Below are 21,251 nucleotides of genomic sequence, written 5' to 3'. Positions count from 1 at the left end.
CTGCGTTGGTACGTCCTCAAGGCGGAGGCCGACGTGGACGGCAAGCGGTGACCGGGAGGCCCCGGCCACCGCTTACCGTCAGCCGCACGCTGTCCTCCTGGTCCGGGCGGCCGGCCTGCTCGGGCTCGGCGCAGCGGGGCGCGAAGCCGGGCACGCTGCACGTACCGCTCACGCCCTCTGGGGCGCTCCCGTTGCCGTACCACGACAAGCCAGGAAATCAGTCCCGAAGGCGCCGTTTTCCTGCACCGTTAGTGAAGGCTCCCAACGGGTGCGGGAAGGCGAGGTTTCACAGTTCCGGTTCCGAGCTGCCGGTGATGAGGAGGCGGGGACCGTTTCGCAGCCGGGCATTCTCGACGGCCCGCAGGCGGGTGAAGCTGTCCGGGTGCATGATCTGTTCCCAGTGGCCCCAGTCGTGCACCGCCCATTCGCTGTGCTCTTCGTACACCGAACGCAGCTGCACGGGGCGGTCGTGCTGGTCGCGGACGTAGAGGCATGCGTACGCGGTGAGGTGGGGGAGCGCTCTGACGTACTCGTGTGGGGAACGGGGTGGGGGCGTCCCTGGGGAGTGGTCACTGGACCTGAGCTTCCTGGGCGGACTGTTCTCATGAGTTGCAAAGGGAGTGAAGTCGGCGGGCAGGTGGTCGATGGGGAGGTCCGGTCGCCATGTCGTGAGGATCTGGCTGCTGCAGTCGAACAACCCATGTGGGAGGCGGTCGAGGGCGCACCATTGCCAGGAGCCGACGCTCTCGTCCGGCTGGTCGGCGGGCTCTCCGTGCCAGGTCTCGACGACCGCGGCCACGGTGATCCGTACGACGCCCTGGACGTGGTCCAGTAGCGTGCCCAACAGCCGTACGTTCTGGGGTTGGGCGTGCAGTCCGGATTCTTCCGCCAGTTCGCGTACCACCGCTTCCTTCAGCGACTCGCCGGCCTCCACGGAGCCTCCGGGCAGTTCCCAGGTGCCCTTGCGGTGGCGGCCGAGCAGGATGCCCCTCGGACCGTGAACGATGGCACCGACTCCGAGCGCCGCATGGGCTGGCGGCGGGTTGCTGCTTCGGGGGCGGCTGGTGACCCGGCGCGTGGAGTGGCACTGACGGCGGGCGGTGATGAGCTGATGGGCCACCTGGCTCTGCGGGTCGGGGGCGGTCAGCAGTTCGACGGCCTCGCCGGTGAAGTCGTGCTCGGTCAGGAGGGCTTCCCACAACTGGCTGGTGAGTACCCACCGGTTGACCGGGATCGGCTCCGTGTCGCGCAGTTGGATCATCTCCTGCCGTGGCATGAGTGACGTCAAAGCGGTGTGCCGTGCAGATTGGTGTGCAGGGCGGAGAACACGAGCGGGGCGCCGGGCAGCAGCCCGCCACGGAGTGCGGGAAGGCTGCGGGTCGGGTCGAGGTAGGGGAGGCTGCCGATTGCGTAGGCGCCTTCGTACGGCTGTGCTTGGTGGAGGTGCGTGACCATGTCGCCGAGCAGGAAAGCGACTCCGTCGATGTGTCCGTGGTGTGTGACGGCGCGCTCGTGTTGGGTGGGGGACAGCTCGATGGCGTCGATCCGGGCGCCGTACCGCTGGGCGAGGTGTACGGCGTGGTGGCCGGCCCCTGATCCGATGTCGAGAAGGCGTTTGCCCGTGATGTTGCCGAGTGCCGCGTCACCGGGGCCCACGCCGTCCCACGGCCCCCATGCGATCTGCTGAGGGATCGGTGACATATAGCCCCGCTCCAGTTGCCGTTGGCCGTTTTGCCGCCAGCTCTGGGCGTTGACGTCTTCTGGCGTCATCGTCGGCTCCGTGTTCTCGGGATGAGAGTCAGGGGCGGAGGGCGAAGCAGTGGAAGGTGCCGGGAAGAGTTGTGTTGAACGCTGGACCAGTTCGCTGTCAGGAGTTCGACATCGGCCGAGGGCAGCTCCCAGGCTTGTGCCGGTCCTTCGGCTGGATGGTGCAGGAGGTGGCTACCCAGAACACGCCGCCGGGGGCCCGAAGGAGGCGGACGCGGTTGAGGAAGGCTTCTTCGTCGGGCATCCAGCGGAACACGAGGCGGCAAAGTGATGAGGGAGTAGGCCGGTCGGGGAGCAGTCGATCGCGGTGACGGTATTGCCGAGGCGGCCATGAAGATGACCGGCCAACTCACCCGTTCCGCAGCCGACATCGAGTGCTGCCCTCTCAGCTCCCGGACCGACGTGGTCGACGAGAGTGCGATTGCCGGCGAGCTGTAGCCGCCAGACCGTCAGGGGTGGACGGCCGCCGCACCACGACGCTACCGGCATCGGCTCGCCGGGTCTTCGTAGAGGCATGCAGAGCCGGTGTCGGAACTGCACCCGAACCGGTACCCGCACCCGACCCCTCTTGACTGTGCCGCCGCTCGAAGTTCCGCTCGCACGGCGGAACTTCGAGCATGCGCGGCCCCCCCCCAGGCTTCACTTCCGCGACGGGGTGCCGTCGGCAGCGGGCCGGCTGCCGACGGCACCGAGGGCCCGCGCAGCAGCCGGGAGAGGCGGGTCGTGCGCTCCGTCGGGGTACGGGCGGCAGCGCGCCGAGGGCCGTGCAGCACTCTTGACGAGTCGAATAGATGCAGGTCACGCGGGCTTGTGACCTGCAGGAAATACCAAAGCTTTACGTTTTATCACAGGCGATATAGAGTGTGATCAACTCGCCGGACCGCGACGGCGCGAGGGGGAATCTATTGATGGGCGCATAGGTGTGTGCGCACGGGGTGAAGTTTTGATCTGGAGTATCGCCGCGAAAGTGGCGAAGGGGGTGGGTGGTGACGCAGCATGTCCCGCCGAAGAGCGAAATCAGAATGTACCGACCACAGGTGGAGACGTCCTCTTTGGATCGTCTCCGAGAGGTTCTTGAATCCGGCTGGATCGGACTCGGACCCGTCACGAAGAGGTTTGAGCAAGAGTTAGCAAGCGCTGATGTGCTTGGTAAGCATCCGGTCGCCGTGAATTCCGGCACCGCAGCTCTCCATCTTGCGCTCGTTGTGGCAAAAGTACCCAAGGGTAGCGCCATCATAGTTCCCGCCAATACGTTCGTCTCGACAGCATCAGTGGCACTTCAGCATCAGTGTCGGGTGATTCTCGCCGACATCGAACGAGCAACGGGAAACATCGATCTGGAGTCGGTGCGGGAAATCCTGGAGACCGAGCCGGATGTCAGCGCCGTCATCGCCGTGCACTACTCGGGGATTCCCTGCGACATAGCAGGGTTGAACGAGCTGTCCAAAAAACACGGAGTGACGGTCGTCGAAGACTGTGCCCACGCCATCGGATCGATGTGGCGGGGACGTCCGATGAGCGAGTCACCGCATATTCAAGCCTATTCTTTCCACGCGACGAAATCCCTCGCCGTGGGTGAAGGCGGATGCGTCACTTTCCCCGATGCCGCCTCCGCGGAGCGAGCGAAAAGACTGCGCAGACTCGGGATCGACATGGGCGCCCGGTCCTGGGGGAATCCGTACGACATCCCCGAGCTGGGGTTCAAGTACAACATGGGCGACATCGCGGCGGCGGTCGGTCTCGCGCAGCTCGAAGGCCTGCAGGGCAAGCTGCAGAAGCGCAGGTCGATCGTGCGTCGCTACCGGGAGCGGCTGGCCGGCTCGCCGGTGGAACTCGTGCGGGAAGCCGATGACTCCGATCAGTCCGGGGGCTTCGCCGTGCCCGTTTTGGTCAAGGACCGGGAACGCGTACGGAAGGAACTCGATTCCGCTGGAATCGAATCCGAAATCTACTTCAGGCCACTCGGTGAATTTCCGCTCGGCGCTACTCGCCGCACACCCGTGGCAGAACGCTTTTCCCGAGACGTTATCTGTCTCCCGATCCATCCGCTGATCAGCCTCGGCGAGATCGACTACGTCTGCGACCGGCTAAGCGAATGCGTGGCCTGAATGCGTACACAATGGGGGAGTACACGTGGCATTCACAAAACCAGCACTCAGGATGATCGGTACAGTACGGAACCTGCGCTCGGAGTGCTTACGGCGGCGTAATTTGCTGACTGCCAGTGCTTTTCCCGTTCCGTTGGCCGAATTAAGGTCGTGGTCTATCGGGGAAGATGGGGCATTGGCGCACGAGACAGGCCGATTCTTCCGGATCGTTGGCGCAAGACACCTGTCGGATACGAATCATCCAGTCGAGCAGCCGCTCATCGAGCAGAGCGAAGTCGGAATGCTGTGCCTCTTCGTCGCACAGTTCGAAGGTCAGTTCCACGGCCTGATCACCTTCAAATTCGAGCCGGGCACGCCGGACGGCATCGAAGTCGCACCCACCGTGCAGGCCACGCGCAGCAACTACGAAGCCGCACATGGCGGAAATCGTGTTCCGGCTGTTGAAATCGCACTGTCGGAGGAAGTGTGCACGCTTGCCGATTCCGTGCAACGCGAACAGGAGTCGTGGTTTCTCGGAAAGGTAAACCGAAATCGCATAGTCCTGCTCGACGTGCAGGAAGCCGCCGATATCGCTCGGACCGTCCCGGAAAGCAGTTGGGTGCCGATACCGGTTCTGCTGGAGGCGGCGCTGGAAAGCCGCCTTCTCAATATGGACCTGCGGTCGGTCCTGTCCATGTGGCCGTTGGAGGCCACGACGTCTCTGAACGACCCCGTCCCGGTGACGAGCAGACCGCTGCCGGACGGACAAGATCGCACATCGGCGGGCTCGAACCCGGAACTCGTGCCGCTGGACAGCCTGTCGCACTGGCAAATAGCGGAAAGCATCGAGCACCGGCAGGGTCGATTTTTCTCCATCGTGGGCTGCCGCGTCGGAGGACAAGGCCGTGAGGTCGCATCCTGGGACCAGCCGCTGCTGGCACCGGTCGGCATGGGTCAGTGCACGCTGCTGATCCGGCCCGGACCCGACGGCCCGGAATTGCTCGTCTCGGAACGAGTCCGGATCGGATCTCTCCGCGGACCCAGTCTCGAGGCGCGGTTCCAGCGAGGCGATATCGCAGACCACACCACGGAGTTGCGGCGCCGATCGATGATCGCGGAATCGTCGGGTCTGGTCCGCTGCCGCGAAATCTATTCCGCGGTTCATGCCGAGGAGGGCGGCCGGTTCCGTGGCGCCATCGCCACCTATCAGCTGGGGCTGCTTCCCGACGCCGTTGAGGAGCAGCCGGCCGGCCCGTGGACCACCCTGAAAGAGCTGGAGGTGCTCGGCCAACACGGCGACCGGCTCAGTGTCGAGCTGCGCACCTGTCTGACGATGATCAAGGGTCTCATCGCGAGAGGAACCCTGAAACCATGATCGCGGCGCTGGGAAACTCCGAGTACCTGAGCCGGAGGACCGCTCCACTGCTCCGGGAACTCAACGGCACCGACGGTCCTCTTCTCGTGGGGAGCGATCATCCAGGGAGCCCTCGCTCGGCCGTACCGATCGACGGGATCGAGGTCATGGACCGCGAGGCGGTGCTGGCCCGTCCGAACGTCGACGCCGTCTATGTCTCCAGTGCGACCGGCCGTCATTTCGACGACTGCCGGGCGGCTCTGGCCGCCGGGAAACACGTGCTGGTGGAGAAGCCGGTCTCGCTGGCGGCTGCGGAGGCCCGCGAGCTGGACTCGATGGCTCGTGCCTGCGACCTCACGGTCTTCGAATGTCTTTCCTACCCGTACCATCCCGGCTGGACCGATTTCCTCGCCCGGGTGCATGTCGAGAACTGGGCGGACTCCGTGACCGTGTCCGCGGTGTTCCGCATCCCAGGACGTGAACCGACGGACTTTCGCCGGCATCCTCGGCACGGAGGTGCCGCCGCGGACCTGGGGACCTATTGCGTCGATGCGCTGGTGCGGCTCGGCGCTGTCGCCGAAGACTTCGACATCGGAGCGCTGCTGTTCGAGGACTCGGAGACCGACGGCGGCGCGGCGATCACGAGGCGACCGATCGGCGGGCGGACCTTCACCTACACCGGCTCGTGGGCTATCGGTGACTCCTATGCCAACAGCGTCGTCATCGCGGACCCTTACCGGCGTCTGGAACTGCTCCGTGCGTTCTCGCCGCGGGTGGACACCCCGGGCGTGGTCGTCGCGAGAAGGGCGGACGGAGAAGAGCCGACCGTCGTCGCGACCTCCGAGCCCACCAATGCGACGCGGGCGTGCCTGACCGCAGGCATGGGGCACTTGCGGGACTCGAAGGAGGCAGGGCTGGTCGACTGTCCGGCCATTCTGCGCCGCATAGCCACGCTGGGAGAAGTAACCGCAACGACTCTCGCGTAACCCACACCTCTCGACCGTAGATCGACCACGGTCCCGCTGCGGGCCAGAAGGCGGTAGCAATGGGGGCAACGAACCCTGTCAAAGAACGAGTTGCCGGAATCGTGCTGGTAGGGGGCACCGGATCCCGGTTGTTCCCGGCGACACGTGTAGTCAACAAACATCTCCTTCCGGTTTACGACAGGCCAGCGATCGCATTTTCCATGGATGTGATGACGGAATGCGGTGTCGATACTCTGGTGCTTGTCTGCAACGCGCCGGACGAAGAGATTTACCAAAGCATTCCGGCCTGGCTCGGATACGCTGACATTGAAATCCGGACGGTGGTCCAAAAAGAGCCGAATGGAATCGCCGGCGCCATCACCTGTGCCCGGGAGTATCTGGAACCCGAAGGGTACGAACGTATCGTCGTTGCGCTCGGGGACACCCTGTACGTGCACAGTTCGACCTGGGCAGGAGAGATCCTCACGCAGGCTGAAGACACCGGATGCAGCGCTGCGGTCGCGGTCATCGAACACCCCGATCCAAAGGATTTCGGGGTTGTCGAGAGCACTGCGAACGGAACGGTCATCAGCGTTCAAGAAAAGGCCGACGTGCATCACAACAGTCAGGTGTGCACGGGTCTTTATTCTTTCGACGGATCGATATGGAAGAGGCTGGAGTCCATCGTTCCATCACGTCGGGGTGAATTGGAAGTGACGTCTCTGCTCAAGTCCTACATCGACGACGGAGGCCTTACTGCAGTCGCAGTTCCCGAGGAAGCCGGGTGGTTCGACGTAGGTACCCCCGACCGCCTGGTCGACGCCGCGATCGCCCGTCGGCAACTACTCGCCTAATTCCGCGATACATCAGGGAGATGAAATTGACTGTTCAGCAGGACATCAGCGACACTTCGTCCGAAGAGCTCGACAAGATCGTCATCAGGGACGCCACGGAAGCGGACCGAGCGGTCATCCAGGGCCTCCTACACGGTTCTCTCAGGCGGAACTACGACGGTGATCACGTCGCGCAGGCCGATCGCATCATCGACGCACACCTCGGCGGTGGTGCGGATCCTGTGGGCCACTTCTCGAAGACTCAGCACGTCTTCGTCGCCGAAGCCGCCGGCGAGGTCGTCGGCGTCATGAACATTGCCGAAAAGCGCCAGGGCACGATGAAGATCAGCCCGCTCATCGTCAACCCCGACTTCCGCGGCTCCAACGGCGCCGGATCCGCACTGCTCGCGAAGTCCGTCGAGGTGGCGAAGGAGCGCGGTATCCGGCAGCTCTACGGCACCGTTGCCGAGCCGAGTTCCTGGATCGAAACGTTCTACCTGAACCGCGGCTGGACGTGCGGTTCGCAGTCGAACAGCCAGTACCGTCCCGGCGTCGTGGAACACGCGATCTACTATGACATCGACGGTGACGAGGCCGGCACGGTACGGGAGCCGCTGAAGTTCGAGGAGTACTCCCCGTCCAAGTACGAGGAGCTCGAAGGGTTCCTGACCTCCCGCATGGATGCCTTTGTCGACGGCATAGACGAGGACTTCGTCCGCGCCCTGGTGGCAGGGCACGAGCGGCGGAATTCGCGCGAGGTGGAGTCCAAGTACAAGGAGATATTCCTCGGTTACGCAACCGACGTTCTCAGTTCCGTCGTCGCGTTCGGACCGAAGAAGGGTGGCGCGGTCAAGCTGATGCCGCTGAGCGCAACGTCACAGTGCGCGCTCGAGGAAACCCTCAGGTTCGCCCAGTCCTGGGCCCAGGGACGTACGCACAAGCTGTACACCCACCAGCACGTGGATCCGGCGGTGGTGACTGCCTTCCAGAGCGAGATGTGGACGCTGGAGGGGCTGCTCCCGGAAGCGTATTCCGCGGGAAGGGTAGCCGCGCAGTGGGGTTGGCTTGCCGGTGAGACCACTCATCTGGGTCGCAACTCTGACCGATTGAAGGCTTACACCGAGCGCTTCCTGACGTTCGTTCAGAACCGGGGCTGGGACGAGCTCGAAGAAGCACGCAGCCTCGCGATGGCGGTCGGCGGCGAGGCCGGCGAACTGCTGGCTGAACTCCAGTGGCTCAGCGAGGTCGACGTCGTCGAACTGCTTCGCACGGACCGGGAGTTCAGGAACAAGCTGTCCTTCGAGGCCGCGGACATCCTCAACTACCTGATCCGCTTCTCGCGTTACTGCGACTTCGACCTGATCGAGGCGGCGGACAAGAAGCTGGCCGTCAACATCGACCGATTCCCGGTGGAGGAGGTCCACGGCTTGAAGGGGAAGCGCTACAAGGCCAACCGCTGAGCTCGGCAAGGCCGGCCGGTAGGACGAGGAGTTCGAGCCAGTGAACATTCTATTCGTGTGCAGCGTGTACTACCCGGTGACCGGTGGTGCACAGGACCCCATCGACCAACTCGGGGCGGAGCTGGTCGCACGTGGACACCACGTGGACGTGCTGACGCGGCACGTGCCCGACACCACGCCGAAGGAAGAGGTGCGCAATGGCGTGCGCATATACCGGGTTCCCAATCCGGTGCTGCCCTCCGACTTCCAGGCACTCACGGCCGAGCTGCAGGAATTCATCCGAAGCGTCCGGAAACCGGATGTCATCCACGTCGTCGGCCTGCGTCGGCCGCTTCCGATGGTGGCTGAGCTCCTGGCCTGTCTGTGGCACGTGCCGGTCATCCAGACCGTCGGCGGCTACGACATTCCCGACGTGGTCGATCCCGATCCGCGGCTCGTCTGGCTGACCGGGCGGGACTTCGTTCTCCCGGCCATGCGGCGGGCGGATCTGCTGAACGGGGCGTCGGACGACCTCGCACGGCAGACCGAGCTGATAGTCGGTGAAAGGGCCCCGGTGCCGACGCTCTACGTGGGTATCGACCACGAACTGTTCAGCAACGCGGAACCCCACCGGAGTGCGGGCGCCCGGGGGCCCTATGTGCTGTCGCTGCGACGTCTTGAGCCCGCCAAGTCCGTGGACAGGACGATCGAGGCGATCAGCCTCCTGAAGGACGAGATCCCGGAGCTCCAGCTCGTCGTGGCCGGCGACGGCAGTGAGCGGGCCGCACTGGAGGAGTACGCCGACCGGCTCGGTCTGAGCTCCCGCGTCCACTTCATCGGGGAGGTGCCGATCGAGGAAGCCGCTTCCCTGCTGAAGGGCGCGTTCGCCACCGTCGTCGCCTCGAAGTCGGAGGGTGGCGGCCTGGTCAACGTAGAGGCCCAGGCCGCCGGTTGTCCGGTGATCGCCACCCGGGCCGGTGGCATCAGCGAGTACCTGGGAGGCGAGTTGGGCGCGCTGTACGTGGACGCGCCGGACGGTGGTTTGATCGCGCAGGCGCTGCGGAGCCTGTGGTTCGACCCTGATGCCCGGGAGCGCCTCGTCGCGGCCGCGCGTCCCCTGTCCGAGCGCCTGTCCAATCGTTCGCTGGCATCGGAGTACACAGCGCTCTACGCGGAACTGGTGGCGACCGGTCAGGCACGGGAATTCATGCCCTGGGACATGATCACCGCGGCTCTGTGGGAGGAGCTCTCCGTACTCGCGGGGCGGAACCCCACCCTGGACGACGTCTGGCGAATGCCGCGGGCGGTCGAGGACCTCGTGCTGTCGACGGCGGATGCGGACTTCCGTGCGCTCGGGCACGGAGCACAGGCCTTCTACTACCTGGCCTGGTCCAGTGGCGTGCCGGTCAAGGAGCTGCGAAAGGTGTGCGAGTTCGTGCTGCGGGCGACCGAGGACCTGCCGAAGGCCACCGTCGCCGCCGGACTGGAGCATGCCGCGGACTGGGGGCGCTTCGACATCGAGAGTTGCCTTGGATACATCCGGAATTAGGAGACGAATGTCGCAGGGTTCCACACCTCGGACCACCTCAGTGACGTCGAAGCGGTTCTACGACGCCTATTCACGCGGCTACGCAACGTACTTGGAGCGCCATACCGGCTATTTCCACGAGGTAGAGAAGGAGATAGCCGCAGCAGCCGGGAACCGGAAGGGTCTCGCACTGCTGGACGTGGGAACCGGTACCGGTGAACGTCTACAGCGCGTGGTCTCGGAGATCCGTCCCCATCGCGTCGCCGCCATCGACGAGAGCCCTGAGATGGCCGTTCTCGCCCAGCGGAACTGCCCCAGTGCCCAGGTGCTGGCGATGCCTCTCGGGGCGCCCGAGCTGCCGGGAGCATTATCAGAGCGCTTTGATCTGGTGATCTGTCTGTCGAATGTCCTGGGCCACATTCCGAAGACACAACTGGTAGCGGGCCTGAAGCAGATCAGAAGCCTTATGAAGCCCGGCGGTGCGTTCGTCTTCGATGTCAACAACCGTTACAACGCTGCCACTTACGGTCTGCTCAGCGTGATCCGCAACATGGCCAGGGACCGTGTGCTGCCCGGCGGTGGGGATTTCACGGCGGCGTACCGGGACAGCGAGGAAGTTTTGCACACCCCGGTTCATCTGTTCAGCCCGTCCGAAGTGGCCTGGATGCTTCGGGAGTCCGGGCTCAAGATTGCGAGCATCGGCTTCCGGGATTACGTGACGGGTCAGGAGCGGGGCCGATTCGGCGGAAGCATCGTAGTGAAGGCGGTCAGCGAATGAGCGGTTCCCTTGTCCACGGCCCGAAGGTGTTCCTTGCGGCGCCTTTCGGAAACTATGTACGCGAGGATGTGTTCCTGCCGGAGCGGAAGGCTGAAATTCTCAGTTACCACACACGGCTCTCAGAGTTGGGTGCTTCGGTCTTCAGCTCGCACATGAACGAGGAGTGGGGCGCCGCAGGGCTGCCGCCCGAGGACTGCATGCGGGACGATCTCCGTGCCCTGCACGCGTCCGACAGCCTGTGTGCACTCGTCGGTGACGAACCTTCGGCCGGAGTGGCCTTCGAGCTGGGGTACGCGGCATCGACCCGCCGGCCCACGGTCCTGGTCACCACGTCCTTCGGCTCGCTCTCCTCCATGCTGAGGGGCATGGGCACCCTGCTCGAACTGGAAGTGGTCGAAGGAGACCTGGGCAGCCCGGCGGTCGTGGAGAAGGCGTGTTCCCTGGCATTCGACCTCGGCGCGAAGTACCGCCAGTCGGACCGTTTCTGGGAGAGCGCGGACGTTGAACGCGCATTGAAGTTCCGCTCGCTGGGAGGAGCGCAGTGAACGCGTCGAGCCCGACCCCCGGCGGTGTCCGGATCGGCATCCTGGGCGTCAATTTCGGCTGGGGGCCGCATGCCGCGCTGGAGACCGTCATCAGCGAGATCAGGCGAACGGTGCCTGGCGACTGCCAAGTCGTCGCTTTCGGCAGCGAGTACGGACGGTCCCTCATGCGGAACGTCGTCGACGAGTGGTGCGAGTTCGACGGCTCGGACTACGAGGCGTTGACGCGGGCGGCAGCCGCGAAGGATCTCGACGTGGCGCTCGTGACGCTGGACGGGTTCGCCGCCCGCGCTTTCGAAGCAGCGGGTGTGCGCACCGTCTTCGTCGACCTCATGCCCTTCCTGTGGCACGGTGCGGACCTTGCCGTGCCGCCGCTGGAGGTGAGCCGTTACCTCGCCCTGAGGCTCCCCGGGCTGTCCCAGCAGACCCTCGACTGGATGCGGGGCATCCGCAACCTGCAGTGGATCGGCGCGGTGGTTCCGTGGCAGCCGCAAGCCACGACGCGGCACACCTACCGATACGCGGAGGGAAACCGGAGAGCCATCGTCACACTCGGCGGAATGCTCGGGCTGACCATGCGGGACACCACGATCTACCCGTCCTTGGTACTTCCGGGAGCCATCGAGGCGCTGATCGAAACCGGCTTCGAGAGCATCCTCATAGCCGTCAACACCCCGCAAGCGGATCTGGACGCCCTCGTCGCCCCGTACGTGGGGCGTGCGGAATTCAGCTTCGGTCCGCTGGCCCGTAGCGAGTACCGCACGCGCATCGCGGAGAGCGCGCTCTGCCTCAGCCAGCCGGGGCTGATGAGCCTGCTGGAGGCAAGCTCTTGCGGGACGCCACTGATCCGTATGCCACCGCAGAACGTCTCCGGGTTCCAGCAGGCAGAGATCCACAGGATGGCGACCGGGGCCCACACCGGTGTGAAGTGGCCCACCGACGTCGTCGACGAAGCGGTCGCCGGGCAGAAGGCGGCGGAAACCGAGGCGGCTGGCAACGACTACGTCTACGAGGCGATCGCGGATGGTCTTCGCCACCGCTCGGACGCCACGCGTCTGTCCATCCGGGGGCAACTGGAGAAAGCGATCCCGGAGTGCCTGGCGCTCCCTGCCGACATCTGGACGGGCCTCGTGGAGAAAGTGGGGGCGGACGGCGCGAAGACGGCTGCGGAGGTCGTACTCGAGACGGCCCGCGCGGCGCGGCGAAGTGATGGGGCAGCATGGCCAGGACCGTAGTCGTCTTCGGTGCGCAGGGGTTCATCGGAAGGTGTGTGACCGCGGCGTTGGGCGCGGACGGGTGGCGCTGCATAGGGGTGGATCGGTACGGGCGTGCGACTGGCGGCCCCGGAGATGTCGGCGGCCCCTACTACTCCGGAGACGACTGGTCGTCCCTCGCGCTGTCCCGATTCCTGCGGCACTGCGGCCCCGCCGCGATCGTCAATGCCGTGGGTGCCGCCTGGTCCACCGACCCCTCGGTGGTGCGCCGAGATAACGTCGTATGGCCGTGCCGCCTCGCGGAAGCATGCGAACGGTCGGGGACGACGGAGTCGATCCTGCACCTCGGGTCGTCGCACGAATACGGTGACTCCACCCCGGGCGTACGGGTGAGTGAATCGAGCGTTCTGGCTCCCTTGACGGCGTACGGGAAGTCCAAGACCGCGGGAGCCTCCCACCTGGTCCGCGCGGCTTACCGGATGAACAGGCCGGTGACGCTGATCCGTGCCTTCAACGTGATTGGCACAGGTCATGGCACGAACGGGATCTGGGCCTCCGCGGTCGGGCTGTACCGAGCCGCGGCGGAAGTGGGCTCGGACCAGGTGGTGGCAAACGTTCCGCTCCCGGAGACGGCGCGGGACCTGATCGATGTCAGGGACGTGGCGGGTCTGGTGAGTCTGGCCGCAGGACGTCCGGGGCCGGCGGTGGCCGCCTACAACGCGGCGTCCGGGACCGCGACGAGCATCAGGCAGCTCTTCGACGCCTTCGCGGCGCGGACCGGGATTCCCTATCGGTTCGGGCACAGTCCCGGCGGTCTGCGCATCGGGTCGCAGTGGCAGTGCGCCGACATCGCACGTGCGGAATCACACCTCGGCTGGACGAGGCGCTTCACCCTGACGGATTCCATAGACACGGCCCTGGCTCGCGAAAGCACGGAGGCTGCGTTCGGCTGATTCAGTCCGTACCAGGAAATATCCAGGGAAACGGGGAGAGTTGTGTTCAGCAATACATCCATTCTGGCCGCGCGGCTAGCTGAGGAGGGCGGCTGGGCTGATACGGCCGCTGTCGTAGACGAACAAACGGGTGCAATCCATCGGCATAGAGAAATCCACGCTCGGGTCCGCGAACTCGCCGACGAATTTCTGGACCGTGGGATCGGTCCAGGTGATCATGTCGGGTTCCTGGTGGGCGACCGGCCCGAATGGATGCCCGCCTTCCTTGCCGTGCATGCCGTCGGTGCAGTTCCGTTGGTGGTGAATCCGGACCTGGCAGCGCCTGTGCATTCAAGGATGCTGGAGATTCTGCCCACCAGGTTCGTGATCTCGTATCGTGACGACGCGTTGCACATCGAGGGCCGCAACTCCCGGATTCCGGCCGTCCCCCACGGCCACCGGGACGGGACGACGGCCTCGCGGTACTACCTGTACAGCTCGGGCACGACCGGAACTCCGAAGACCGTGGCACATACGAGTGCCGACCTGAGATTCTTCCACGAAGCAGTGGGCGGCAAGAACGGCCTGGATATACGAGCGACCGACACCATCGTCTCGCTCTCGCAATACTATTTCACTTACGGATTCAACAACCAGTTCGTCTACCCGCTCTTCAGCGGTGCCTCGGTCGTGCTGAACAGGCAACGCAGGAACGAAGAGACGTTCGTCGACTCGTTGCACCGGTACGGAGCCACCCTGGCATTCTCCGTTCCGTCGGCGCTGGCCAAGCTCGCCGACCACATCGAGAGTTCGGCCGTGGAACGCCCGGCGGCGCTGCGGGCCATCGTGTCCGCGGGGGAACCGCTCCCTGACGCCGTCGTGGATCGGCTGGAGGACCGCTGGCAGGTCCCGGTACTGAACCAGATCGGCTCCACGGAAGTGGGCAACGCCTTCTGCGCGAACGGAGTGACGCGCCGGGCCGCGGGGACCGCCGGTTTCGTCTGCCCCGGCTATGCGGTGCAGTTGCGGAGCGACTCCGGTCACCCTCTCCCGATGTCTGGTTCGGAACAGAAGATCGGCGCGGTGTGGGTCACCGGGCCGACCATTCCGAGCCATGCGGTCACCGTGAACGGGACGGAAGAGCTACTGGCCGACGGCTGGCTGGAGACGAAGGACTTCGGGTACTGGGCCGACAACGGCGGCCTGGTGGTCGTCGGACGCACCGACGACTTCGTGCATGCCGGTGGAATCTCCATGTCGGCGGTGGAGATCGAATCGGCCATCAGGAGCTGTGCGGGCGTCGAGGACTGCGCCGTACTCGCACCCCTGGTCGACGGTGTTTCCACACTGTCCGCGCTCGTGGTGATGAATCCGTCGACCGGGGAGCCGGAAGAATCCTTCGCCGTGCTGAGGGCGCAACTTCGCCGGCACCTGGACCCTTTTCGAGTCCCCAAACTCTGGACGCCTGTTTCGGAGATTCCACGCACCGGCAGCGGCAAGATCATGAGGCACAAGCTGAGTTCTGTACTCGGCAACGAAAAGCATGGAATGGTTCGATGACCCGCATTCTTCTCGTCGACAACTACGATTCCTTCACCTACAACATCTGGATGTACCTGAGCGAACTCCCGGATGTCGAATGCGTGGTCGTCAAGAACGACGCCCCGCTGGCATCCATATCCATGGAAGACTTCGACGGCATAGTGATATCGCCGGGACCCGGAAGTCCCGATGTACCTGCCGACGTGGGAATATCACGCACCATCGCGACGTCCGTGGACCTCCCGATTCTCGGTGTCTGCCTCGGGCATCAGCTCATCGGCAGCGTCTACGGGGCGAAGGTCGGGCCGGCGCCCAGGATCATGCATGGAAGGTCGTCCCGGATCCGCCACGGCGAAGACCGTCTGTTCCGCGGAATGGACGAGGAGTTTACCGCGGTCCGGTACCACTCCCTGGCCCTCTCGGGCGTGGAAGAGCCGCTGGAGGTCATTGCCGAGGACGAGAACGGTGTCCCCATGGCGATCCGTCACAGCGACAGGCCGGTGTGGGGCGTTCAGTTCCACCCGGAGTCGGTTCTCAGCGACGACGGACGGCTTCTCCTGCGTAACTTTGCCGAGATCATTACGGAGGGCAGGAACACATCGGCCGATCGTACGGACCGCAACGGTGCAGTCGACTGCACATGGGTGTGCGTAGAGGGGAAGGCCGACGGACGGGCGTTGTTCGAAGCGTTCTGCGGGTCGTCGACGGAGAGCTTCTGGCTCGACAGCTCCGATACCGACCAGGCGCGGTTCTCCATCATCGGCGGGCTGCCTGACGCCCGCTCGACAACGGCGAGTTACCGCGTGGCCGAGGGGCGCGTCGAGGTGACGGAGTCCGACGGTTCGGTGCGGTACGTCGATGCCGACGTGTTCACCTTCCTGAAGGATCAGCAGCGCTTCCTCAGCGTGGCCGGGGAGGAACTGCTGCCGTTCGCGTTCCGACCGGGCTTCGTTGGCTACTTCGGATACGAACTGAGGGCGGACACCGAGCAAATGGCCGTCTCCCGGCACTCTCGGCTTCCCGATGCCCGCTTTCTGCTCACCGATCGCTATGTGGTCGTCGACCACCTGGAGGACAGGGTCTACCTCCTCTTCGCGTCCGGCCGGGGGCTGGGGGAACGCGCCGATGCGCAGGCGTGGTTCGAGAGCGCGTCGCGCACGGTGCGGAAGGTGATCTCCGCGCCTCCCGGTGGCATGGAGCCGAGATCACCCGCAGTGCCGGAGGAGGTTGTCTTCCGGGACAGCAAGGAGACGTACCTGGCGAAGATCCTCAAGTGCCAGGACTACCTGGCCAGCGGAGACTCGTACGAACTCTGCCTGACGAACGCCGCTTCCATAGCGGGTGAGTTCGACGCTGCCGAGACCTACGCGCGTCTGCGCACAGCCAGTCCGGTTCCTTACGGCGCGTTCCTTCGGACTCCGGAATTCTCCGTGCTGTCCGCGTCGCCGGAGAGGTTCATGACCATCGGAGGTGACCGGTCCGTGCGTGTGAGCCCCATCAAGGGAACGCGCCGGCGTGGCGCCACGGCGGACGAGGACGCGGCGCTGAAACGGGAGCTCGCGACCGACGAGAAAGAGGTGGCCGAGAATCTCATGATCGTCGATCTGATGCGGAACGATCTCAGCCGCGTCTCCGAGATCGGATCGGTACGTCCTGTGGAGTTGTTCGGCGTGCACACCTTCGCGTCGGTGCATCAGATGGTGAGCACCATCGAGTCGAGGCTCCGGCAGGATGTCGCGGCGGTTGACTGCATCCGTATGGCCTTTCCGCCCGGCTCGATGACCGGTGCGCCGAAGTTGCGCAGCATGGAGATTCTGGCTGCTCTGGAGGAGGAACCGCGAGGCATCTACGCCGGCGTCCTCGGATGGGTGTCTCTCAACGGGTGCGCCGACTTGAGCGTGGTGATCAGGACCCTCGTCCTCGAGAAGGACTCCGCGTCCTTCGGAGTCGGAGGTGCAATCACACTGCTGTCGGACCCGGAGGCGGAGTACGCCGAGACGCTGGTGAAGGCGGCCGCCCCGAAGTCTGCCTTCGGGAGCCTCGATTGACCGAGCGCGTTCGAGACAGCCACAGGTGACAAATCAGGAGGCAGCGTGTCCGCAGACAGCGACAAAGACCAAATTCTGGAGCTCACCCGCAAGTACGGTGAAACCGGTGCCGCAGAGGAATTCGTTCGCGGCGTCACTCCTATCTGGCCTTCCGGTGCGGCGCTCGACCAGGACGACCGGGTCGCCCTGGTGGCCGCGGCGCTGGACATGCGCATCGCCGCCGGTGTGAGTGCGAGGAAGTTCGAGCGGGGACTGACGAATCTCTTCGGGCTGCGGAAGGCCCATCTGACGAACTCGGGTTCCTCCGCCAACCTCCTGGCCCTGTCGGCGTTGTGTTCCCGGCAGCTCGGCGACCGCCGACTACGCACCGGGGACGAGGTCATCACGGTGGCCGCAGGCTTTCCGACCACAGTGAACCCTATCGTCCAGAACGGTTTGGTCCCTGTGTTCGTCGACGTCGAGCTCGGCACGTACAACACGACGGTCGAGCGGGTGGCGACGGCCGTTTCCCCTCGCACCCGAGCGATTGCGATGGCCCATACTCTGGGCAACCCCTACCAGGTCGCCGAGATAGCCGCACTTGCCGAGAAGCACGACCTCTTCTTGGTCGAGGACAACTGTGATGCCGTCGGCTCGACGTACCAGGGTCGGCTCACCGGTACTTTCGGCCACTTCGCCACGCTCAGCTTCTACCCTGCCCATCACATCACCACGGGGGAAGGAGGGTGCGTGCTGACCAACGATCTGAAACTGGCGCGGCTTGTGGAGCAGCTGCGTGATTGGGGCCGGGACTGCTGGTGCGAGCCCGGTCAGGACAATACCTGCTTCAAGCGCTTCGATTACCAGCTCGGAACTCTTCCGCACGGCTACGATCACAAATATATATTCTCCGAAATCGGCTACAACCTGAAGACGACCGATCTGCAGGCGGCGCTCGGTCTCAGTCAGCTGAGCAAGGTGCCAGAATTCGGAGAGATCCGGCGTCGCAACTGGAATCAGTTGCGAAAGGCGCTGGACAGGTTGCCTGGTCTCGTGCTGCCCGAGGCGACCCCGGGGAGCGACCCCAGCTGGTTCGGGTTTGTTCTGACCGTGCTGCCGGACGCGCCGTTCACCAGGCAGGAGTTGGTGGCCTTCCTGGAACAGCGGCGCATCGGAACACGACGGCTGTTCGGTGGAAATCTCACCCGCCATCCTGCTTACCTTGAGCGCGACTACAGAATTTCCGGCGAGCTGTCCAATGCCGACATCATTACCGACCACACCTTCTGGGTAGGGGTCTACCCCGGTCTGAGTATCGAGAAGATCGATTATTTGGCGGAGAGCATCATCGAGTTCGTGAAGGGCCGTACGCGCGAGGTGGTGTGAAACCGGAGCACATCGTATCACGACTGTGATAAGGTCCCATCCGTGGGATATATCGATGTGAACTCTATTTCTTACGGCCTGCCGGATGGCCGGGTGCTGCTCGATGAGATCTCGTTCCGGGTCGGTGAGGGAACGAAGGCCGCGCTCATCGGCGCCAACGGGTCCGGCAAGACCACATTGCTGCGGATGATCGCAGGGGACCTGGCACCTCATGGCGGAGCGGTGAACCGGAGCGGAAGCCTCGGCGTCATGCGACAGTTCATCGCCTGCCAGGGTGACCAGGTCCGCGATCTGCTCTTATCGGTGGCGGACCCGCGCATCCGACGCGCCGCGGCGGCCGTCGACGTGGCGGAAGCGGCCATGCAGGCGAGCGGGGACGCCGCGGCGCAGATGGCGTACGCCAACGCGTTGGCCGAATGGGGCGATGCCGGTGGGTACGACGCCGAGGTGCTGTGGGACGTGTGCTCCACGGAGGCCCTCGGTATGCCCTTCGACCGGTGTCAGCGGCGTGCCGTGGACACGCTCTCGGGAGGTGAGCAGAAGCGTCTCGTGCTCGAGGCGTTGCTGCGCGGCCCTGATCAGGTGCTGCTGCTCGACGAGCCCGACAACTTCCTCGACGTTCCGGGCAAGCGGTGGCTCGAGAACCGCCTGATCGAAACTCAGCAGACCGTCCTGTACATCAGTCACGACCGTGAGCTGCTCGCCCGCACGGCGCAGAGCATTGTCACGGTCGAGCTCGGCGCGGCGGGTAACACCGCCTGGATCCACCCCGGGGGATTCGACACCTACCACCAGGCCAGGGTGGAGCGGTTCGAGCGCTTCGACGAGATGCGCAATCGCTGGGACGAGGAGCGTGCCAAGCTGAAGGCTCTCGTGCAGATGTACAAGCAGAAGGCCTCCTACAACTCGGACATGGCCTCGCGGTACCGTGCCGCCCAGACTCGGCTCGACAGGTTCGAGAAGGCGGGGCCGCCCCCCGCGCAGCCACGCGAGCAGCATCTGTCGATGCGGCTGCGCGGCGGACGTACCGGCAAGCGTGCTGTGGTCTGTGAAAGCCTCGAACTCACCGGTCTGATGAAGCCATTCGACCTTGAGGTCTGGTTCGAGGACCGGGTTGCGGTGCTTGGGTCCAACGGTTCGGGCAAGTCGCACTTCCTGCGGCTGCTCGCCGCCGGCGGAAGCGTCCCCGAGCCCGGACACGAGCCGGTGGGTGACCTTCCGGTCGAACCGGTGTCGCACGAGGGGGTGGCGCGCCTGGGCGCGAGGGTGCGTCCGGGATGGTTCGCGCAGGTCCACGGACGGCCCGACCTCGCAGGGCGCACGCTGGTGTCCATCCTGCACCGAGGCGACGAGCGCCGGGAGGGGCTGCCGCGCGAGGAGGCTTCGCGGGCGCTGGCCCGATACGAGTTGGCGGGTGCGGCGGAGCAGACCTTCGAATCCCTTTCCGGCGGACAGCAGGCGCGTTTCCAGATCCTCCTCCTCGAGCTTGGCGGCACGACACTGCTGTTGCTGGACGAGCCCACCGACAACCTCGACCTCGTCTCTGCCGAGGCGCTGCAACACGCGCTCCGCGGCTTCGAGGGGACCGTGCTCGCGGTCACGCACGACCGTTGGTTCGCCCGGGACTTCGACCGGTTCCTGGTCTTCGGCTCCGACGGCACCGTCTACGAGTCACCGGAGCCGGTGTGGGACGAGAAGCGTGTGGTGCGGCATCGTGGGTGACGAACCCACTTGATTTCATATGGAGATGGACACCTGTCCATCATGTCGCTGGGTGAGGTGTCCTGAGGGTCAGTGGCGCCCGTCTGCCGTTCTCGCGGGGCGCGTAGAGCGGCGGGCGGCAACTCCCGTACAGTGCCGTGTAGTTCGGCCGGGGGCGGTTGGGTGGCCCTGGGGCGACCGCGCAACCGTCAGTGGGCCCGCTCGCTTCCGAAGTGCCGGAACTGCCGGCCGAGGCCACTGATCGGGTTCCGATCCCGGTCGGGCGCAAGTCCTGCGCGCGGTTCTCCTGATCCTGCAGCAGTGCCTCTCCGAAGCCGGATCAAAATGGCAGCGCACGCGTGGCTCACGTTTTGTCACGCCTGTGATATTGTGCTGAAATGCCAGCTCGGATTGACCTCGAACAGCGCCGCAAAGATGTCATCGAGGCGGCGTTTCGCCTCCTCGTCGCCGAAGGCCTCAGCGGATTGTCGCTGCGGAAGGTCGCCGTTGAATCGGGATTGAACATCGGTTCGGTGCGCCATTACTTCGATGACCACCGCAGCCTTCTCGTGGCGGCTGTGACCAACGTCGGCAATCGCATGGGGGAGAGGCTCACCCGGTATCCGTCCGACGTACTGGCCGGACTCGCGGGCGAATCCGCTGTCGATGCCCTGCAGGCACGTCTGGAGGAACTCCTGCCGGTCGACGAGGAACGCCGCATCGAGGCGATTGTGCTGACAGAATTCATCATCGCCGCCCGGGTGAATCCGATTTTCCGCCCGGTGACCGAACAGATGGCCGCCGACATGCGGCAGGTCATCACGGATGCCCTGCGCGTTCTTGAGGTGTACGACCCGGCCGAGGAGGCCGAACGGCTCATCGCGGTCCTGGGCGGGCTGGTTCTGGACTCGGTGACGCCCCACGGATCGCTCAGCGTCGAACGCCTTCGGGCGACGCTGCGGGCGCACCTGCGCTCGATCTTGCTGGGCGGCCCGGGCGTCGATGCTGCACCGACCGACGGCTGACCTGGTATCTGCGCCATCAGGCACGGTCGAAGTACCTAAGAGGTCATCTCATTTGGTGAGTCTGCGGTAGCAGATGAGGGTGCAGGCGATGCTGGTGAAGGCCAGGAAGTGCTCGGCTTTGCGTTCGTAGC

The 21,251-nt window shown here is 64.9% G+C and carries 18 protein-coding genes; 15 read left to right on the top strand and 3 right to left on the bottom strand.

Annotated features, from left to right (window positions below; translation table 11 throughout):
- Window positions 1-286: 286 nt before the first annotated feature.
- From ACIQD6_RS36020 to ACIQD6_RS36010, 3 genes are all read right to left on the bottom strand, one after another.
- Window positions 287-1,276, bottom strand: a complete 990-nt coding sequence (locus ACIQD6_RS36020; RefSeq protein WP_401891251.1) for an NUDIX hydrolase — start codon at window positions 1,274-1,276, stop codon at window positions 287-289.
- A gap of 8 nt (window positions 1,277-1,284) precedes the next feature.
- Window positions 1,285-1,770: an SAM-dependent methyltransferase gene (locus ACIQD6_RS36015; protein WP_401891248.1), complete on the bottom strand. Its 486-nt coding sequence runs from the start codon at window positions 1,768-1,770 to the stop codon at window positions 1,285-1,287.
- Between the two features lie 171 nt (window positions 1,771-1,941).
- Entirely contained in the window at window positions 1,942-2,256 is a 315-nt protein-coding gene (locus ACIQD6_RS36010; protein WP_401891245.1) for a class I SAM-dependent methyltransferase, read from the bottom strand.
- A gap of 497 nt (window positions 2,257-2,753) precedes the next feature.
- On the opposite strand from ACIQD6_RS36010, the gene ACIQD6_RS36005 reads away from it, so the two are divergent.
- The 15 genes from ACIQD6_RS36005 (at window position 2,754) to ACIQD6_RS35935 (ending at window position 21,120) form a co-directional block, all read left to right on the top strand.
- Window positions 2,754-3,875, top strand: a complete 1,122-nt coding sequence (locus tag ACIQD6_RS36005) for a DegT/DnrJ/EryC1/StrS family aminotransferase (RefSeq protein ID WP_401891243.1) — start codon at window positions 2,754-2,756, stop codon at window positions 3,873-3,875.
- 52 nt (window positions 3,876-3,927) lie between these two features.
- Window positions 3,928-5,229 (top strand): NDP-hexose 2,3-dehydratase family protein, encoded by a 1,302-nt coding sequence (locus tag ACIQD6_RS36000; RefSeq protein ID WP_401891254.1) that lies wholly within the window; start codon window positions 3,928-3,930, stop codon window positions 5,227-5,229.
- Window positions 5,226-6,194 carry a Gfo/Idh/MocA family protein gene (locus ACIQD6_RS35995; RefSeq protein WP_401891241.1) on the top strand — a complete coding sequence of 323 codons (969 nt, stop codon included), beginning with the start codon at window positions 5,226-5,228 and terminating at the stop codon, window positions 6,192-6,194. Before ACIQD6_RS36000 ends, ACIQD6_RS35995 begins: the two co-directional genes overlap by 4 nt.
- Window positions 6,195-6,253: 59 nt before the next feature.
- On the top strand, window positions 6,254-7,027 hold the full coding sequence (locus ACIQD6_RS35990; protein WP_401891239.1) for a sugar phosphate nucleotidyltransferase: 774 nt from the start codon (window positions 6,254-6,256) through the stop codon (window positions 7,025-7,027).
- Window positions 6,958-8,466, top strand: a complete 1,509-nt coding sequence (locus ACIQD6_RS35985; RefSeq protein WP_401891237.1) for a GNAT family N-acetyltransferase — start codon at window positions 6,958-6,960, stop codon at window positions 8,464-8,466. Before ACIQD6_RS35990 ends, ACIQD6_RS35985 begins: the two co-directional genes overlap by 70 nt.
- Before the next feature lie 40 nt (window positions 8,467-8,506).
- Window positions 8,507-9,994: a glycosyltransferase family 4 protein gene (locus ACIQD6_RS35980; RefSeq protein WP_401891235.1), complete on the top strand. Its 1,488-nt coding sequence runs from the start codon at window positions 8,507-8,509 to the stop codon at window positions 9,992-9,994.
- 91 nt (window positions 9,995-10,085) lie between these two features.
- Complete coding sequence (locus tag ACIQD6_RS35975; protein WP_401891233.1) at window positions 10,086-10,751, top strand: class I SAM-dependent methyltransferase; 666 nt, start codon at window positions 10,086-10,088, stop codon at window positions 10,749-10,751.
- Entirely contained in the window at window positions 10,748-11,296 is a 549-nt protein-coding gene (locus tag ACIQD6_RS35970) for a nucleoside 2-deoxyribosyltransferase (RefSeq protein WP_401891230.1), read from the top strand. Before ACIQD6_RS35975 ends, ACIQD6_RS35970 begins: the two co-directional genes overlap by 4 nt.
- Complete coding sequence (locus ACIQD6_RS35965) at window positions 11,293-12,528, top strand: hypothetical protein (RefSeq protein ID WP_401891228.1); 1,236 nt, start codon at window positions 11,293-11,295, stop codon at window positions 12,526-12,528. The genes ACIQD6_RS35970 and ACIQD6_RS35965 overlap by 4 nt, the downstream gene beginning before the upstream one ends.
- Window positions 12,513-13,460 carry an NAD-dependent epimerase/dehydratase family protein gene (locus tag ACIQD6_RS35960; protein ID WP_401891225.1) on the top strand — a complete coding sequence of 316 codons (948 nt, stop codon included), beginning with the start codon at window positions 12,513-12,515 and terminating at the stop codon, window positions 13,458-13,460. The genes ACIQD6_RS35965 and ACIQD6_RS35960 overlap by 16 nt, the downstream gene beginning before the upstream one ends.
- A 42-nt stretch (window positions 13,461-13,502) precedes the next feature.
- The gene (locus ACIQD6_RS35955; protein ID WP_401891223.1) at window positions 13,503-14,999 is read left to right on the top strand and encodes a class I adenylate-forming enzyme family protein; all 1,497 of its coding nucleotides are present in this window, start codon (window positions 13,503-13,505) and stop codon (window positions 14,997-14,999) included.
- Window positions 14,996-17,029 carry an aminodeoxychorismate synthase component I gene (pabB, locus tag ACIQD6_RS35950; RefSeq protein WP_401891220.1) on the top strand — a complete coding sequence of 678 codons (2,034 nt, stop codon included), beginning with the start codon at window positions 14,996-14,998 and terminating at the stop codon, window positions 17,027-17,029. The genes ACIQD6_RS35955 and pabB overlap by 4 nt, the downstream gene beginning before the upstream one ends.
- A 45-nt stretch (window positions 17,030-17,074) precedes the next feature.
- Complete coding sequence (gene rfbH, locus ACIQD6_RS35945; protein ID WP_401891217.1) at window positions 17,075-18,394, top strand: lipopolysaccharide biosynthesis protein RfbH; 1,320 nt, start codon at window positions 17,075-17,077, stop codon at window positions 18,392-18,394.
- 42 nt (window positions 18,395-18,436) lie between these two features.
- Window positions 18,437-20,116: an ATP-binding cassette domain-containing protein gene (locus ACIQD6_RS35940; protein WP_401891215.1), complete on the top strand. Its 1,680-nt coding sequence runs from the start codon at window positions 18,437-18,439 to the stop codon at window positions 20,114-20,116.
- 377 nt (window positions 20,117-20,493) lie between these two features.
- On the top strand, window positions 20,494-21,120 hold the full coding sequence (locus ACIQD6_RS35935) for a TetR/AcrR family transcriptional regulator (protein WP_401891212.1): 627 nt from the start codon (window positions 20,494-20,496) through the stop codon (window positions 21,118-21,120).
- The last annotated feature ends 131 nt before the right edge of the window (window positions 21,121-21,251 follow it).

Source organism: Streptomyces sp. NPDC088400 (assembly GCF_044753355.1).
Lineage (GTDB): Bacteria > Actinomycetota > Actinomycetes > Streptomycetales > Streptomycetaceae > Streptomyces.
This window is presented reverse-complemented; position numbering and strand designations above follow the sequence as displayed.